Source organism: Algoriphagus sp. AK58 (assembly GCF_014324365.1).
In the GTDB taxonomy this organism is placed as follows: domain Bacteria; phylum Bacteroidota; class Bacteroidia; order Cytophagales; family Cyclobacteriaceae; genus Algoriphagus.
Window position 1 is genome coordinate 151227 of sequence record NZ_QEIG01000007.1, and the last position, 17248, is coordinate 168474.

A 17248-nucleotide genomic window follows, 5' to 3' on the forward strand; every position below is an offset into this window, starting at 1 on the left:
AACTGCCAAAAAAATGAAAACATACATTCTTGCTTTTTTTCTGTTGATGAATTTCTCCCATCTCCGGGCCCAGGATATACCTTCCTCTGACACCCTCTGTATCCAAAAAGACCTTCCCCAACTGATCCGGGAGGCGCTTCACAAATCACCTAAGGTAAAGGAAGAAGGATCGGGATCACTGCTGCTTGTCCCTATCATCGGATCCAATCCTGCCACCGGATTTATGTTTGGTGTCGGGGGACAATATGCCTTCAAGATGAAAGGGAGCGAGCAATTTTCCCTGCTCAGCGGGAGTCTGCAGGCGACCACCAAAAACCAATATTTATTTCTGGTAAAAAATAACGTGTACTCCAAAAATGAACGCTTTTTCTACACTGGGGATTGGCGATTTTTGATCTTTTCTCAGCCTACGTATGGTTTGGGTACCAATTCTCCGGAGGGCGGGGCATTAGATTATCAGTTTGCTCTTGCCGGACAAGAGACAAGCATCGACTCCTTGGCGCAGCCCATGGAATTTAATTTCATCCGTTTTCACCAAACGGTAGGATACAAAATCAAAGAAGATATGTATCTGGGAATAGGTTACAATTACGATTCATATTTCAAAATCAATGATCAACGGCTCAGTTTGGTACCAGGAGACAGTGTCCTTACCTCCCACTACCTCTACAATAAGCGGTATGGATTTGATACAGAAAAGTATTACTCCTCTGCCATTCTTGCCAGTTTTATGATCGATAAGCGGGACAATATGATTCAGCCATACAAGGGGTATTTTCTCTCTTTGGGATTCAGAGGGGCGTATCGGATCACCGGCAATGAGAATAATTCCGAAATGATTACCATGGAATGGAGAAGTTACCACGGTGTTTCCAAAAAGAATCCCAGCCATCTGATCGCATTTTGGGTAATGGGGACTTTCACTCCGGAAGGTGGGTTTCCATACATGACTCTTCCGGCTACTGCGTATGACCAGCGTGGGCGAAGTGCTAGGGGATATACTCAAGGCAGATTCCGGGGTAAAGATTACGTCTATACCGAAGCTGAATATCGCTTCCCCATCTCCCGCTGCAGCGGAATCTTGGGAGGAGTCCTGTTTGTGAATGCTACCACCTCCAATAATCTCGCTCAGGATTTGGATTTGTTCGAATCTATCAAGCCGGGCTATGGCTTGGGTCTCCGGGTGATGATAGATAAATCCTCCCGTACCAACTTGACCCTGGATTATGGTTTTGGAGAGCGGTCCAGCGGATTTTACCTCGCTGTTTCTGAGACTTTTTAACTGGGTAGAATTTCCTTTAACTGTCTAACAGGCAGGATGAAATCCTTTTTTGAAAACCTGATAAATATCAGCTCTAGAGTGGCGTCTATTAATCAATTTTAAAGGATAATCCAGTTTCAATCCTTTTCTTTTTCTATGAAAAAACCTTGGAGAACCATTCTAGTCTTCGCCGGATTCGTGGCGTTTTGGGCCTGCGAATCCAAAAGCCCCGAAGAAAGTACCGCGTCCGTTCCTTCTGGTGAAGGGATTGACCGAACCGTCTTACCTATCGTCGAACCGGCCCGTCCATCCTACAGTGAGCTGGATGTGAGGAATGCAACCCCTCCGCCCCGTTTCGAGGTGAAAGCACCCAAGGGTGCGCCAAACGTCCTGGTCATTTTGATTGACGACATGGGATTCGGTGTATCGGAGGCCTTTGGAGGTCCGGTTTCCATGCCTAACATGGCTAAGCTTGCCCAAAATGGTTTGCGCTACAACAGGTTCCATACCACGGCACTTTGCGCTCCAACCCGTGCCGCCTTGCTGACTGGGTATAATCACCATTCTAACAACATGGGGGTGATTACCGAACTGGCCAGTACCTATCCGGGCTATACTTCTGTCCGTCCCCAAAGTATCACTCCTTTGGCCGAAGTGCTTAGGCAGAACGGATTCAATACTGCCCAATTTGGAAAGTGCCACGAGGTGCCACCATGGGAGCTTTCGGCATCTGGACCACAGGACAGATGGCCGACTCGTTCAGGGTTTGAGAAATTCTATGGATTTCTGGGAGGAGAGACCAATCAGTGGCAGCCTTTGATCTATGACGGAGTCACTCAGGTGGAGACACCGGATGATCCGGATTACCACTTTACTACAGACATGACCAATCAGGCCATTTCCTGGATGAATTTCACCAATGCGCTCAATCCGGAGAAGCCCTTTTTCATGTATTATGCGCCCGGTGCCACCCATGCCCCCCATCATGCTCCTAAGGACTTTATTGCCAAGTATAAAGGCAAATTTGATCAGGGATGGGATAAGCTGAGGGAGGAGACCCTAGCAAGACAAAAGCAAATGGGGATTGTTCCGGCGAATACTCAGCTTGCACCTAAGCCCAAGGAAATCAAGGATTGGGATGCACTTTCCTCGGATGAGAAAAAACTCTTTACTCGTCAAATGGAAGTGTACGCAGGTTTTGCAGAGCATACCGATTACGAAATTGGACGGTTGATAACCTCGTTGGAGGAAATGGGTGAGTTGGACAATACGATGATTGTTTTCATCGCCGGAGACAACGGTTCCAGTGCAGAAGGTCAAATGAACGGGATGTTTAGCGAAATGACCTATTTCAACCAGGTGCCTGAAACGGTGGAAGACATGCTCAAACACTACGATGAATGGGGCTCAGCCAATACGTATCCTCATATGGCGGCCGGTTGGGCTGTGGCGACGGATGTGCCATTTACCTGGACCAAGCAGGTGGCATCTGATTTCGGAGGAACACGAAACGGCATGATTATTCACTGGCCCAAAGGAATCAAAGCAAAAGGCGAAATTCGATCGCAATTTGGTCACGTGATTGACATCGCTCCTACTGTATATGAGGTGACAGGGGTACCTGCACCCAGACTGGTCAATGGAATAGCTCAGGATCCGGTGGAAGGAACCAGCCTTTCCTATTCTTTCAACGAAGCGGGTGCAGCTGAAAAACACACCGTCCAATACTTCGAGATGTTTGGCAACCGGGCGATTTATCAGGACGGTTGGTATGCCCGCACCATTCATAAGGCACCGTATCTCGCTCAGCCCTACGCTACCTTACAGGAAGATCAGTGGGAATTGTTCAATACCCTGGAGGACTTCAGCTTGAGTAATAACCTGGCAGCAAAAGATCCGGAGAAGCTGAAGGCGATGCAGGACCTTTTTATGGCTGAGGCTCAGAAGTACCATGCATTGCCCCTTGATGATCGAACCATTGAACGGATGAGTGCCTCGGCTGTGGGAAGGCCTACCATCATGGAAGGAAGAAACTCCGTCACCTATGGAGAAGGGATGAGAGGCATGGGCGTGGACGTGTTTATTGATTTGAGAAACACTGCCTATACCATGACCGCAGAGGTCGAGGTTGGAGCCAATGCCAATGGGGTAATCGTCTGTCAGGGAGGAAAGTTTGGAGGTCTTAGCTTCTATGTGAAAAACGGGAAGCCTACGTTCAGTTATAACTTCCTGGGATTACAAACCACTACCCTTGCCTCCAATCAAACCCTCAAACCGGGAAGATATACTTTAGTCTATGACTTCAAGTACGACGGTGGCGGCCCTGGAAAAGGCGGAGTAGGAACTTTCCTGATCAACGGAGAAAAAGCAGGGGAAGGCCGATTGGAAAAAACCCAGCCCGGAATCTTCTCTGTAGATGACTTGGCAGATGTGGGAATAGATGAAGGACCTTGGGTGGCAGACTATGGTGCTTCCTCCAAGTTTAGCGGTAAAATCAAGAAAGTCACGATCGAAACGAAAAAGTGAAAATTCCAATCCGGTCCAGTTAGTGGACCGGATTTTAATTTTTGATTGAGCCTAATCAATTTCTATTTTGACCTTAATGAAAGCCTGATTTCTTGCTAAACGAAAAGGACTAACTCATTGGCCTGCCCGAAGAAATCCCTTACCTTGTTTATATTTTGAGCCTTGTTTGCCATGAAAAAGACCTTCCTTGCTTTCTTTTCTGCCTTTTTGCTTTCCTTTTCTTCTCAGGCCCAAGTGCTGATTGTGGCGATATTCGGAGATGAGTTGAATTCAGGGAAAATTGAATTTGGACTGGACGGTGGCTTCAATCGTTCCTGGTTTCTGAATAAAACAGGGGCTGAAGGCCTGAACAATTTCAACTTGGGCTTCTTCTTCCATATCAAAATGACTGAAAGCAGTACCGGATTTATTTCCACTGGAGTTCATGTCAAGTCCAATGTGGGGGCCAGCGGGATGCCGGTATATGCCATCGGAGATCCGGCCTTTGATCAGTTGTATGCTGATGGGGAATTGACGACCAAAGTCAATGTCTTTTATGTACCTATGATGTGGCAACAACGCATCGGAAAGGTCTTTGTGGAAGGGGGAATTCAACCGGGTCTAAGATCCAAGGCTAATGACTATTTCAAGGTGGAGGATTTAGGTGGTGAGTTGGAGTACAAGAGGGATGTTCGGGATGATTATACCCGATTGGACTTTGGGATGGTGGGTGGATTGGGCTATCGGTTTAAAAAAGGACCGGTAAGCACCAGTGTAGGATTAAATTATTACTACGGGGTAGTGGATGTCTATAAGCCGGAAACCGAAAATCTGAAAAACTCCAGCCTGTATGTCTATGCAAGGATTCCGATCGGGGCGGGGGGGAAGAGTGGAAAATAGGCAGATTTCACTTTTCAGTACTTTGAGAATGAATATGGATATAAATGTCCTCTTTTTTTTCTAGGTTTAGCCGATCGTTTACATCCTTGAGCAAAGTGATGAAAGCAGGATAAATTCCAAGAGTATTATTTTTAGTTTTCATCTGAAAGTTTTCAAAGCCAATCCCTTATCCCATTGATTACGACGATTTCCTCTTTTCTTGAATTGCTATCCCAGACTTTTGGAAAAAGTCCTTGCTATGTCGCTGCATGGAGTTTAGGTAACAGGTTATTGGAATCCGGTGTTGGTATTGCTCACCTGGAAACAGTCAGAAATTCTATAGAAGGCCATTTTTCAAACGAAGATTCAAAAATTGAAAATAGACCGTTTGAAGGAGCTCTTTTTCTTTCTTCCGACCATCCTAAAGCGAAGTACCAAGGGTGGAGTTTTGAAATTCCAAGCCATGACGTGACGGGGGTATTGGTTGTTTTTGAAAACCCCAAATTTAATTCCGATAGAATTGGGGTAGCAGAAATCTATCCTTGGATCCAGCATTTAACGACAGTCATCCAATCTCATCTGGAGGAAATTTTCGCTCTGGAGGCCGAAGTTTTAAAAGCTGTCTTGGATACCTCCTCAGAAATGGTGGTATTGATTGCGCAGGATCACCGAGTTTTTGGGTTTAATCAGGTGGCTCAAAAATTACTCAAGCAATATTTCAATAAAGAAATTCAGAAGGGGGATGATTACCGTGAGTATGTTTTACCTCATATCATGGAATTGTATAAGGAAGGATTTGGGATGGCGATAGTCGGTAAGGATTTTTTTGTAGAAAACCACACGGTAGCCGACTCTGCAGACTATTGGTTTGAGTATAGATTGAGCCCCATCTATAATCCAGGAAAGAGATTGATCGGAGTTTGCCTTCGGGGAAAGGATATTACCAACGAAAAGGTCTCCATATTGAGGCTGAAAGAACTGGCGGAAACATTCAATGCCTTAAATGAAAACCTCAATGAGGAAGTGGTCATTTTAGATAAAGACTTCAGAATTCTAAGGTTTAATTCCAGAATCAAAGAAAGGCTGGAGCTAAATACCGAAAAGATTATCTCTGAAGGAATGGATTTTCGGGAGGTCTTGTACTTTGGTAGTGAGGAAGTGTTTGAAAAAAACTTCAAAAAGGCATTAAAGGGAGAATTGACAGAAACAGAGGGGACATTTTCAAGTAAACACCGAGAAAAAATTTGGATTCGTACTCGCTTTATTCCCATTTTTTTGGAAAACAGAAAAGTTGCCGCCGTAGGTATCCTGATCAAAAATATTCAGGAAGAAAAGATGTTGGAGTTCGCACTGAAGGAGAGCGAGGAGAAATTCCGAAAGATCGTCAATTCGGCAGCGATGGCCATTTTAATCACGGATCAACAACAGAATATTACCATGGTAAATCCTGAAGTTTTTCGGGTGTTCGGGCATAGTGAGGAAGAATTGATTGGCCAATCTATTCAGATATTGATTCCTCAAAGATTTCATGAAAACCACACCCATCACCAACGTCGGTATGTAAAGTCCCCGGTTCCGATGCGGATGATGGAAAACCGAAACACCAAGGCCTTGAAGAAAAACGGAGATGAAATTGACGTGGAGGTAAGTCTGAATTCATTTTCCTTGGGTGAAAAGATCTATTTCATGGCCATGATTTTGGACGTTACTGAAAGAAATAGACTTGCAAAATTATTTAATGATGCCAGCGAGTTGTCCCTTACCGGAAACTGGGAATATACCCTCCTTGGAACTGGAGAGGAATCGCTGTATTGGTCTCCTATGACTAAGAGGATAATTGAGGTAGAGCAAGATTTTAAACCCCAATTTTCGGACCTGAAAAAGTTCTTTGTTGGAGAAAGTTATTCTATTCTTGAAAATAAAATAAACCGGCTAATAGACACCGGTGAGAGCTATGATCTCGAATTGATGATCCAAACTCGCTTGGGAAAAACCAAATGGGTAAGATCCATCGGAACGATAGAATCCATAAATGGTAATGGAAAAAAGCTCTTTGGTAGTATTCAAGACATTACCGACAAAAAGTTGAAGGAAATCGAACTGATCCAATCCCTTCAGTCAAATAAAAATTATCGGGTTGCCCTAGAGCAATCCAATCTTTTAATGGTAACCGGATTGGATGGAAACATAATCGATGTCAATGAAAGTTGGTGTCAGCTGACTGAGTACAGCAGAGAGGAACTCATAGGAGCAAGTGCCAATATCACCAAATCGGATTACCATCCTGAGTCCTTTTTTGATGAATTGTGGGAGACAATCAGGTCAGGACAAATCTGGAAAGGGGAAATAAAAGACATCTCCAAAAACGGGAATTATTTCTGGGTAGACACGACCATTATCCCCATGAAAAATGAAAAAGAAGAAGTTTATCAATATCTCACTCTAAGAAATAATATTACCGATAAGAAAAGTGCTACGGAGGAACTGGAGATTAGAGCAAAGGAACTGGCCAGATCCAACGCCGAATTGGAACAGTTTGCTTATGTGGCTTCGCATGACCTTCAGGAACCTCTTCGGATGGTCACAAGTTTTCTGACCCAGCTCAAAAGAAAGTACGCAGGTGACCTGGACGATACAGCGAAAAGGTACATTGATTTTGCAATCGAAGGCGGGCATCGGATGAGAAGCACTATCCTTGATCTTCTGGAGTTTTCACGTGTAGGAAAAAGCTGGGAAGAAAAAGAAGAAATAAAGCTTAACAAGATTATAGATATAGTCATCTCCCAAAACAGGAAGCTGATAGAGGAGTCTCAGGCCCAAATCATCGTTGATGAATTGCCTGTTTTGTTGAGCTACAGCGCACAACTTTTGCTGGTTTTTGGGAATCTGATCAACAATGCTATCAAATACCGAAAGCCGGGATCTTCACCTTTGATCAAAATCTCAGTAGAAGACAAGCAGGATCATTGGCAGTTTTCGGTAAGTGATGATGGAATAGGCTTTAGTATGGATTATGCAGAAAAAGTATTTGTGATCTTCCAAAGACTTCATACCCGGGAAAATTACAACGGTAATGGCATAGGCTTGGCCATCGTCAAAAAAGTGATCGATAATCTTCAAGGAAAGATCTGGGTGGAGTCCAAAGAAAATGTAGGGACAACATTCTATTTCACCCTACCCAAATAACCCCAAATGAAGTCAAGGTGGATTTGTTGCTGATCACTTATTTTTTGCTGAATTCAAACAGTTTTCTTTTTTCCTCTCCAGTAAGACCATCGTAGCCTTTCTCTGCGATTTTATCCAAAATCCGATCGATCTCATCCTGAGTAATGCTTTCCTTCTTGGGCGTATCGGTATTTGCTGAAGATTTAAATCCTCCATAACTGCCTCCCGAAGAGGTCGTCTTGGCCTTCCGATAGGTTACTTTCACTTTGCTTTTCCTGCCACTGAATAGGTTTTCGAAAAACATGCCGACCTTCTGAACAGGCAAGCCCAAATCTGTTCCTTTGCGAAGCTGAACGATATAAAGGTAACCTAACAATGCTCCGCCCAAGTGGGCAATTTCACCACCTGCATTGGCTCCGATCGAATTGGCAAAGGAAAGAATCACGTAAAAAGCGGCAATGTAGACGATCTTGACTGGCCCCAACAGCAACAGGAAGAAAGTCGTATTTGGAGTCAGCGTGGCTGCACCGACTACTACTGCAAACACCCCTGCGCTTGCCCCAAGCATCATCGAAGAGTCTACTGAAGCGCTGAAATAAGGGGCTAGATTGTAGATCAACACATAAAACACTGCCCCGAAAATGCCTCCAAGGATGTACAGGTTAGCCAATTTTCGGCTTCCCAGATACTGATGGATCAACAGTCCAAACCAGTACAGGAAAAGCATGTTGAAAAGAATATGGAATAATCCCTCATGTAAAAACATGTAGGTGAAAATCGTCCAGGGCTGAGTAGCTAACTTGGGCAAGGAAGCAGGCATCATCAGGTACTTCAAGCCTGCCTGATACCACTCTCCAAAGCCGCTGATGGTCATGAATACTCTGACTATCAAGACCACAAAAAAGACAAGGATATTGATGGCAATCAGCTTATAAAGGCTGTTGTCTCCACGCGTGAATGCATTTTTCAGGTTGTCCCAAAAGCTACCGTACATATCAATAAAAACTGTTTCTGTCTTTTTTCCAGTTATAAACCAGCACTGCTCCGATGAGCAATCCACTCAGATGCGCAAAGTGGGCCACATTGTCAGTCGGACTGTTAAGTAATACGTTGTAAACGGTGTAAAGACCATAAAACAACACCAAATATTTTGCCTTGACCGGCATAGGTGGGAAAAGCAAAAAGAGCTGGGTATTGGGAAAAAGCATGGCAAAAGCCACCAATATCCCAAAAAGCGCACCTGAAGCTCCCACCATGGGCTGATTGGCCTGAAGTCTTAGGATTGCACTCAAGGTCTTTTCTGCCCGCTCGATATACATCGGGTCTTCAGGGTTTCGGCTGTATTGATCCACAAAATCAAACACTTCCGGGGAGAAATATCCTCTGTTTTCGATCACTAGCCGATTGAAATATTCAGGATCAGGAGAAGCTTCGAAAGTCTGTACTTTTTCTTCAAGGGATTTGTATTGGTAGATGGAGTATCCGGAATAGAGTACCCCGGCGCCCACCCCACAGACCATCCAAAGCGTAAAAAGCTTTTTCGGACCTAGAAATTGCTCCAAGAGAGGACCAAAAATCAACAAGCCAAACATGTTGCTGAACAAGTGCCAAAAATCGGCATGCATGAACATGTAGGTCAAAAATTGGAATGGCTTGAAGTAAATGCTTTGAATATTGTATAAAGCAAACCATTCATTGAGAACCGGCAGTACAAAGCTGGCTACCAGAAATACGATCACGTTGATCAGGAGCAGATTTTGGACGACCGGAGTGATATTTCTAAACATGTTATTTTCCGAAGAATGCGTGAATGCTAGTTAAATCCAATTTCACAAAGGTTTTGTTCCCTGATGGTGAATAGTTTGGGTTTTGGCAGGCAAAAAGCTGACCAACCAAAGTTTCCATTTCTTGAGCTGTAAGCTTTTGTCCTTTTTTTAAGGAAGACTTACGGGAAAGAGATCGCGCAAGATTTTCTCTTTTATCCAAAGACAATTCGTTTTTGAAATTTTTAAACTGCTCGATCAAGCCCTCAAACAACTCTTTTTCATTTTTCACTTGCACATCTGCAGGCACTCCCTGAATCAGAACAGTGTCTTTTCCAAATTCTTCCACCACAAAACCTAAGCTATGCAATTCAGGCAGCATATCCATCACCAGAGAAAAATCTGCGGGATTGAGGTAAAGGGTAGGAGGAAATAGGCATTGTTGTGATGCCCCTTGTGAGGTCTGTAATTGTTTGAAATATCGCTCATATAAGATCCGCTCATGAGCCATTTGTTGATCCACGATCAGCAGCCCGGTAGACATTTGGGCTACGATATAGCTGAGTTCTACCTGAAAGGTAGCGCCTGTGGCCTCTGGTTCTGGAGACGGGATCATCAACCGAGGTTCGTCCACCGAAGCTCTGCTCGGAAAAGTAAGAATCTCCTGATCTTCATCAGGTGAGGGTCGGTCAGGCTGTCCTTTTGGGATTTCGAAATTTCCTTCAAACAACCTTTCCCAGCCGGAAACCGAGGATTTTTTGAATTCTGGAGTATTGAATGTCTTGTAGCTATATTCCCGGTCTACCTGCACAGCTGTGTCCGGATTTTTGGTCCAATTTTCCTGAAAATTGACATCTACGCTGAAATCCAAGGCTGGCATCACATGGTGCGCACCCAAAGCCTGTTTGACTGCCGATCGGATGACCGCATAGACCGTACGTTCGTCGTCAAATTTGATTTCGGTCTTGGTAGGATGCACATTGATATCGATGTGGGCAGGGTCAATCTCCAAGAATAGAACATAAAATGGGTGTTGATCGGCGGGGATCAATCCCTCAAAGGCAGAGCTGACCGCATGGTGTAGGTAGCTGCTTTTGATATACCGGTTGTTGACAAAGAAAAACTGCTCCCCTCGGGTTTTCTTGGCATGTTCAGGTTTTCCGATATACCCTCTGACGTTGACATGCGGAGTCAGTTCTTCACAGGGAACGAGCTGACCTTGGTAGGATTTTCCGAAGAGTCCGACTATTCTCTGGCTGAGTTTTCCCGGAGCGAGAGTATAGGTTTCAAGATCTTGTTGGTAGAGGGTAAATCCGATTTCTGGATAAGAAAGTGCTACCCGTTGAAACTCGTCCACGATATGGCGCATTTCCACAGGGTTGGACTTGAGGAAGTTTCTTCTTGCCGGCACATTGAAAAACAAGTTTTTCATCGCCACTGAGGTGCCGACTGGGGCAGAGACCGGCTCTTGTCTTTTCACTTCTGATCCTTCGATCTGAATAAGGGTCCCCAGCTCTGAATGAGTTTGTCGGGTTTTCAATTCCACCTGAGCTACCGCCGCTATCGAGGCCAATGCTTCACCACGGAATCCAAAGGTCCGGATTGCAAATAGATCTTGAGAAGTGCGGATTTTGGAGGTGGCATGGCGCTCAAAACTCATTCGGGCATCAGTGGGAGACATGCCTTTGCCATTGTCAATGACCTGAATTAATTGCTTGCCGGCATCCTTTACAATCACTTGTACTTGGGTTGCGCCCGCATCAACGGCATTTTCCAAAAGCTCTTTGAGGGCCGAAGCGGGCCGCTGTACCACTTCTCCTGCTGCAATCTGATTGGCGATTGCGTCGGGGAGAAGCTGGATGATATCACTCATTTTTTCCCTTTCTTTTTGAATCTAAAAAAGAAATACACCCCTCCCACGATCAAAGCAAAATAAGTCAGGTAGGTAAAAATCTCCGGGCCTATATAGATGTAGCCAAAAGCTGCCGAGATCATCCCAAAAAACAAAAGCGTCCGAATCATTGCGGTAGAATTGAACACAGACGTGTCGCGTGGCTTTATTCCCCGGTAGGATGAAAACGAACCCCGGATAGATGCTCCATATCCTTGGGAATTTTCCCCACTGAGTAGCCCTTCCTCCTCAAGCTCCTTCTTAATTCTCGACGTACGCTCCTCGATCTCCTCCTTGACTGGATCGTAATACCTCGGCTTGATGGCAAATCGCTGGGGTGAAGAAGTTTTAAATATCGAAGGGAATTTCATAACTGATTCAAATTTTTCGGAAAGGAGCACGTTTTCATCAAACGAAATTGACTTGGGCGATCACCAACCGATCATCAGATTTCTTGGCAATTTAACCCCCTTAAACGATTAATGTTACCCAATCTTTAGTATCTTGTTTAGCAATGATCCCATTTCCAATGCATTTTCGGCGACTAGGGACATTGATTTTGGCAGAAAAAGCCTAATCGTCGCTTGGACAAATTTACTTCAAAAGTTAAGGAATTAAAACCATTCTCGGTCATGAGTACAAAGCATTGGAGAATCTTATCCTTGGTCCTGTTAATCGGTCTTTTTTCTTCGGGAAAATCCGACCCTTTTGTGGCCAATGAGGATCCATTGGAAAGTAAAGATGACCAATTACAGCTCAATTGGGTAGACAGTGTATTCAATGCCCTTACTTTTGAAGACAGGTTGGGACAACTTTTCATGGTTGCTGCGTATTCCAACAAAGACCAAAAGCATGTGGATGAAATCAGTAAGTTGGTCAGAGAGGAAAATCTCGGAGGACTCATCTTTTTCCAAGGCGGTCCCAATCGGCAAGCCCGGCTTACTAATTATTACCAAGCCCAAGCCAAGACTCCGCTGATGATAGCCATGGATGCGGAGTGGGGAATAGGGATGCGTTTGGACTCGGTGTGGAATTTCCCAAAGGCAATGACCCTTGGAGCCATTCAGGATCCTAAGTTGATTTATGAAATGGGAAGCGAAATCGCCAGGCAGTTTAAGGAGCTTGGGATGCATGTCAATTTTGCTCCAGTCGTGGATGTCAACTCCAACCCGCAGAATCCGGTGATTGGTTATCGGGCTTTTGGTGAAAACAAAGATATGGTCACCCAACGTGCTGTAGCCTATATGAAAGGGCTCCAAGACAATGGAATCATTGCCAATGCCAAGCATTTTCCTGGCCATGGGGATACCGAGAGTGACAGCCATTACACCCTTCCGGTCATCAAGCATGCCGAGAAAAGGATCTGGGATGTGGACCTGTATCCTTATCAGGAGCTTTTCAGAGAAAATCTGATGTCCGTAATGGTCGCTCATCTCAATGTGCCCAGCCTGGACAATGGATCCAATATCCCTACGAGTCTATCTAAACCAGTGGTGACAGACCTGCTTCAAAACCGGATGAATTTCCAGGGATTGATTTTCACAGATGCGCTGAACATGAAAGGGGTGGCAAATTTCAGCCGTCCTGGAGAAGTGGATCTAAAAGCCCTTCTTGCAGGTAATGACGTGCTGCTTTATTCACAGGATGTCCCTAAGGCAAAAGCCTTGATCAAAGATGCAGTGGCTCAAGGCGTAATCAGTGAAAACGAGATCAACCGAAGGGTAAAAAAAGTCCTTAAAGCAAAGTATTGGGCAGGATTAAATGAGTATAAGCCAATTGATACCTACAAGATTTCGGAACGTCTCAATACAGAAAAGACCAAGGAAGTAATCGAAAAATTGTATGCGGATGCCCTTACCGTTGCCTCCAATAAGGATGATTTGCTCCCATTCAAGCATCTTGACTTGACTAGATTTGCCAGTCTGACCATTGGAGACGAGGGTAGAGACTTCAGCCAATACCTGAATAAATACACCAAGGTGGATCATTTCAGTATTCCTAAAGCTTCGGGAGAATCGGCGCATTATAATCTGATGAAGCAGTTGGAAGATTACGATGTAGTGATCGTAGGACTGATGGGAGTAACCAATAGTCCGCAACGTGCTTTTGGAATAGCTCCCGGTGACATCCAATTGATCCAGAATCTGGAGAAAAGGCAAAAAGTGGCTACCGTTCTTTTTGGCAATGCCTACGCTGCCAAAGCCTTGGAAGGATTTGGCAATGTGGTTTTGGCCTATGAAAACACCGCAATGACTCAGCAACTCGCTCCACAGATTCTATTTGGTGGCAGGCCCGGAAAAGGGATTTTGCCGGTAACGGTTAGTGGGCAATTTTCTCACGGTGTCGGAGGTTATTTGGCTGGCCTAAACCGTCTCTCCTACGGGGTAGCCGAAAGTGTAGGACTGGACAGTAAAAAGCTGGATAAAATCGACGAAGTGGCTGAGAAAATGATGCAAATTCAGGCCGCTCCTGGTGCCAATGTGTTAGTAGTCAAAAATGGAAAGGTAGTTTTTGAGCGATCCTATGGTTATTTGGATTACAGGAAGTCTGCTCCAGTTACTCCGGAAACAGTCTATGACCTTGCCTCTATTACCAAAGTTTTGGCTACAACACAAGCGGCTATGTTCCTACACAGTCGTGGGGAATTGGACATGAATAAAACCTTGGGTGACTATCTGCCGGAATTGAAGGGAACCAATAAAGCCAATTTGGTCCTGAAAGATGTCATGGCCCACGAAGCAGGGCTCAAGGCATTTATCCCGCACTACGTCAACACCGTTCAGTCCGGACAATGGAAACCAAGTTACTATCAAGCCAGCCAAAACCCCGGTTTTAGCAGACCTGTGTCCAATGATATGTATGCCATGGATGGTCTCAGAGACAGCATTTGGCATTGGACGGTGAAATCCGAACTGCTGCCCAAGCCCAACAAATATGTCTACTCTGACCTGACCATGTACTTTATGCAGGCAGTGATCGAGCGCATTGTCCGTCAGCCTTTGGATGAGTTTTTGGATCAAAACTTCTATGCTCCATTGGGGCTGAACACACTGACCTTCAATCCTTTCCAGAAAATGCCGTTGGAACGGATCGCCCCTACAGAGAATGATGTGGCTTTCAGAAAAAGACAAATACAGGGATATGTCCACGATCCCGGGGCAGCGATGTACGGAGGAGTGGCCGGTCACGCAGGACTGTTCGGTACGGCTAATGACCTGGCTGTCATGATGCAGCTGATGCTCAATAAAGGGGCTTATGGGGAAATCTCACTCATCAAACCGGAAACTATTGAAGCCTTCACCAAACGTCAGTCTCATATGAGCAGAAGGGGCTGGGGATGGGATAAACCCGAACCGGAAAAAGGAAAAGGAGGCTCAGCCGGAAAATTAGCCCCAAAAAGTACTTTTGGGCACACCGGATTTACGGGCACCTGCGTCTGGGCTGATCCTGAAAATGACCTGATCTATGTTTTCCTCTCCAATCGGGTTTATCCAGATGGGGGAAATAACAAACTTCTTGACGCCGGAATCCGCACTCAAATCCATGATTTGATCTACGAGGCGATGGAGAATTGAGAATTGTCTCCATTATTGTTAAAATCGTAATTTTCATGGTTTTGCCAGGGATTAGAACTAAATTTTGGTGGAGGCAAGGAAGTTAGGAGGTAAGGAAGTTTGGAAGCTATTTGTCCCAAAACAATCAAGTTTCCTTTCAGAATTTGAGAAATTAAAAATGCCATTTAGATCAAGCATCTAAATGGCATTTTTAATTTAATCAGCTATTTCTTTCTGCAAAAGAATCTTTCTTTCAGGAATCTTTTGTCTTGCATCTAGCCTCTTGATTCTAATTTTTATTCCTTGATCTCGATCACCTTAAACTCGGTTCGTCGGTTCACCTGATGCTCCTCCTCGGTCTTGGCATCTTTGATGATCAGCTGGGTTTCTCCATAGCCTTTGGCCACCAATCGCTCGGCAGCTATACCTTGGGACACGATGTAATCCACGGCGGATTGGGCTCTTCTCTGGGAGAGACTTAGGTTGTAGGCATCACTCGATCTGGCGTCTGTATGTGAGCTGAGTTCGATTCGGATGGCAGGGTTGTCTTTCAGGATTTTCACCAGTTTATCCAATTCCAGGGCTGCATCAGGACGAATATCCGCTTTGTCCAAGTCGTAATAAATGTTGTCCAACACAATCGCTTTTTCCAAGATCAGCTGATCCAAGATAATCGTAGTATCCAAGGTTACGTTGGTTACATCCTGGATAAGCGTAGTGGGATCCGGGGTTTTGCCTTTGGTGGTATAAGGGATAGACTTGGAGAAATAGCCACTTTTGGAAGCGATGATCGTATAATCCTGATCAGGCGCCATGGTGAATCGTACCCTTCCCTGTGCATTGGAGAAATCGCCCCCTTGTTGCTTATTGTCAGCCCCGTAGAGTACCACTCTAGTTTGAGGTAATACCGCCTCGCTTCCATCTGCTTTTTCTTCTTTGGTAAAGACATTCAACAGAACATTTACGATTTTCGGCTTAGGAGTTTTGTCCTCGAAAAAGTAAATGTCATCATCTCCGACACCACCTTCACGGTTGGAGGAAATGAATCCTGCTTTGGGATATTCTGTAAAGAAGATCCCGAAGTCATCGTCTTTGCTATTGAAGTTTTGACCCAGATTTTTGATCACTTGAGTTCCTGACTCATCTTTTTCAGCCACGAAGAGGTCAAGTTTCCCATATCCCGGATGACCATCTGAGGCAAAAAAGAATTTTCCGTCTCGGGTAGGTCTTGGAAACATCTCGTTTCCGGGAGTATTAATGGTAGGGCCCAGATTTACCGCATTCCCAAAATCACCATTCGCTAATTTGGTTGCTTTATATAGATCTATTCCTCCAAATCCTCCAGGTCTATTGGAAGCAAAGTAAAGTTCAGATCCATCAGGGCTAAAGGCAGGGGTGGAATTCCACCAAAATTCATCCTCATTTACAGGCATCCATATAGGTTGCGTAAATCCCGCACCTCGGAAATAGGACACGAAAAGAGCCACATCCGGAAGATCCTTGGAAGAAGTGGAGTTTCCTCGAGCATAAATGATCGTATTCCCATCAGGACTGATGGCGATAGCTGCCTGATTCAAACCTTCCTCATTTTTAAATTCGGGTAATGCCTGCACACCCGACACGTCTACTTTCAATCCATCCGCTCTTGTCCGGAAGAGCTTGTGGTAAGGTGTCCCAGTAGCGGGATAGATTCCGGAAGCCTGTCTTCCTGACGTGAAATAAAGAAAATCCTCACTCAATACCGGTGCATAATCTGCTCCCTGTGTATTCAGTTCCTTAAAGTTGACCAAAACATGATTTGGCCAATAGTCAGCAATTCCTTCGGCAAGTTTGATGGATTCGATTTCTCGCTGGACTCTTGCCAGAAGGGCTTCGTCTGAAGTATATTGTTTTGAAGCTTCAAAGGCCTTTTGAGCTTCCTCATTTTTTTGTTGGGCTTTTAAGCTTTGTCCCAAAAAGAAGTATGTATTGAAACTAGGCTCTTGCTCGACCACTTGGCGATAGTAGGGTTCAGCTTTTTCGATCCTGTTGGAAAGTCGGTAGCTTTCCGCTACTACCTGATTGGCTTTTAAATCGGTGGAGTCCTGAGCCAAAATCTGTCCAAAAGTGTAGATGGCATACTGATATTGCCCTGAGAGAAATTGATCATTTCCTTTTTCCAATAGGCTTTTGCAACTGCCTAGGAAGAGTAGAAGTAAAACTGCTATCGGCAAAAAAGTCTGTTTCATCG

Annotated in this window: 10 protein-coding genes; 5 read left to right on the plus strand and 5 right to left on the minus strand. The window is 44.8% G+C overall.

The annotated features are described in order from the left end of the window. Positions 1-13: 13 nt before the first annotated feature. The 4 genes from DDT91_RS06260 to DDT91_RS06275 all read left to right on the plus strand — a co-directional run bounded on the left by DDT91_RS06260 (position 14) and on the right by DDT91_RS06275 (position 7831). Complete coding sequence (locus DDT91_RS06260; protein ID WP_187175291.1) at positions 14-1282, plus strand: BamA/TamA family outer membrane protein; 1269 nt, start codon at positions 14-16, stop codon at positions 1280-1282. Between the two features lie 135 nt (positions 1283-1417). Beyond that, complete coding sequence (locus DDT91_RS06265) at positions 1418-3787, plus strand: arylsulfatase (RefSeq protein ID WP_187175292.1); 2370 nt, start codon at positions 1418-1420, stop codon at positions 3785-3787. A gap of 171 nt (positions 3788-3958) precedes the next feature. After that, complete coding sequence (locus DDT91_RS06270) at positions 3959-4666, plus strand: outer membrane beta-barrel protein (RefSeq protein ID WP_187175293.1); 708 nt, start codon at positions 3959-3961, stop codon at positions 4664-4666. 174 nt (positions 4667-4840) lie between these two features. Beyond that, positions 4841-7831 carry a PAS domain S-box protein gene (locus DDT91_RS06275; RefSeq protein ID WP_187175294.1) on the plus strand — a complete coding sequence of 997 codons (2991 nt, stop codon included), beginning with the start codon at positions 4841-4843 and terminating at the stop codon, positions 7829-7831. A 37-nt stretch (positions 7832-7868) separates the two neighbouring features. Here the strand turns inward: DDT91_RS06275 and DDT91_RS06280 are convergent, their stop codons facing one another. Genes DDT91_RS06280 through DDT91_RS06295 form a run of 4 tightly spaced genes read right to left on the minus strand, consistent with a single transcriptional unit; the run spans position 7869 to position 11835 of the window. Continuing rightward, the gene (locus DDT91_RS06280) at positions 7869-8804 is read right to left on the minus strand and encodes a rhomboid family intramembrane serine protease (protein ID WP_187175295.1); all 936 of its coding nucleotides are present in this window, start codon (positions 8802-8804) and stop codon (positions 7869-7871) included. A gap of 1 nt (position 8805) precedes the next feature. Continuing rightward, positions 8806-9597, minus strand: coding sequence for a rhomboid family intramembrane serine protease (locus DDT91_RS06285; RefSeq protein ID WP_187175296.1), 792 nt, complete (start codon positions 9595-9597; stop codon positions 8806-8808). A gap of 1 nt (position 9598) precedes the next feature. Next, a complete protein-coding gene (gene mutL, locus DDT91_RS06290; protein ID WP_187175297.1) occupies positions 9599-11446 on the minus strand; it encodes a DNA mismatch repair endonuclease MutL in 1848 nt (615 codons plus the stop codon). Beyond that, entirely contained in the window at positions 11443-11835 is a 393-nt protein-coding gene (locus tag DDT91_RS06295) for a hypothetical protein (RefSeq protein ID WP_187175298.1), read from the minus strand. Before DDT91_RS06295 ends, mutL begins: the two co-directional genes overlap by 4 nt. Before the next feature lie 261 nt (positions 11836-12096). Here DDT91_RS06295 and DDT91_RS06300 point away from each other — a divergent pair, with 261 nt between their 5' ends. Next, a complete protein-coding gene (locus tag DDT91_RS06300) occupies positions 12097-15039 on the plus strand; it encodes a glycoside hydrolase family 3 N-terminal domain-containing protein (RefSeq protein WP_187175299.1) in 2943 nt (980 codons plus the stop codon). Positions 15040-15314: 275 nt separating this feature from the next. Here DDT91_RS06300 and DDT91_RS06305 read toward each other — a convergent pair whose 3' ends face one another. Next, positions 15315-17246, minus strand: coding sequence for an OmpA family protein (locus DDT91_RS06305; RefSeq protein ID WP_187175300.1), 1932 nt, complete (start codon positions 17244-17246; stop codon positions 15315-15317). Between the last annotated feature and the right edge of the window lie 2 nt (positions 17247-17248).

Coding starts and splice junctions, on each gene's coding strand:
- DDT91_RS06295 (WP_187175298.1), bottom strand. CDS start 11,835: ATGAAATTCCCTTCGATATTTAAAACTTCTTCACCCCAGCGATTTGCC.
- DDT91_RS06305 (WP_187175300.1), bottom strand. CDS start 17,246: ATGAAACAGACTTTTTTGCCGATAGCAGTTTTACTTCTACTCTTCCTA.
- DDT91_RS06300 (WP_187175299.1), top strand. CDS start 12,097: ATGAGTACAAAGCATTGGAGAATCTTATCCTTGGTCCTGTTAATCGGT.
- DDT91_RS06260 (WP_187175291.1), top strand. CDS start 14: ATGAAAACATACATTCTTGCTTTTTTTCTGTTGATGAATTTCTCCCAT.
- DDT91_RS06280 (WP_187175295.1), bottom strand. CDS start 8,804: ATGTACGGTAGCTTTTGGGACAACCTGAAAAATGCATTCACGCGTGGA.
- DDT91_RS06270 (WP_187175293.1), top strand. CDS start 3,959: ATGAAAAAGACCTTCCTTGCTTTCTTTTCTGCCTTTTTGCTTTCCTTT.
- DDT91_RS06265 (WP_187175292.1), top strand. CDS start 1,418: ATGAAAAAACCTTGGAGAACCATTCTAGTCTTCGCCGGATTCGTGGCG.
- DDT91_RS06285 (WP_187175296.1), bottom strand. CDS start 9,597: ATGTTTAGAAATATCACTCCGGTCGTCCAAAATCTGCTCCTGATCAAC.
- mutL (WP_187175297.1), bottom strand. CDS start 11,446: ATGAGTGATATCATCCAGCTTCTCCCCGACGCAATCGCCAATCAGATT.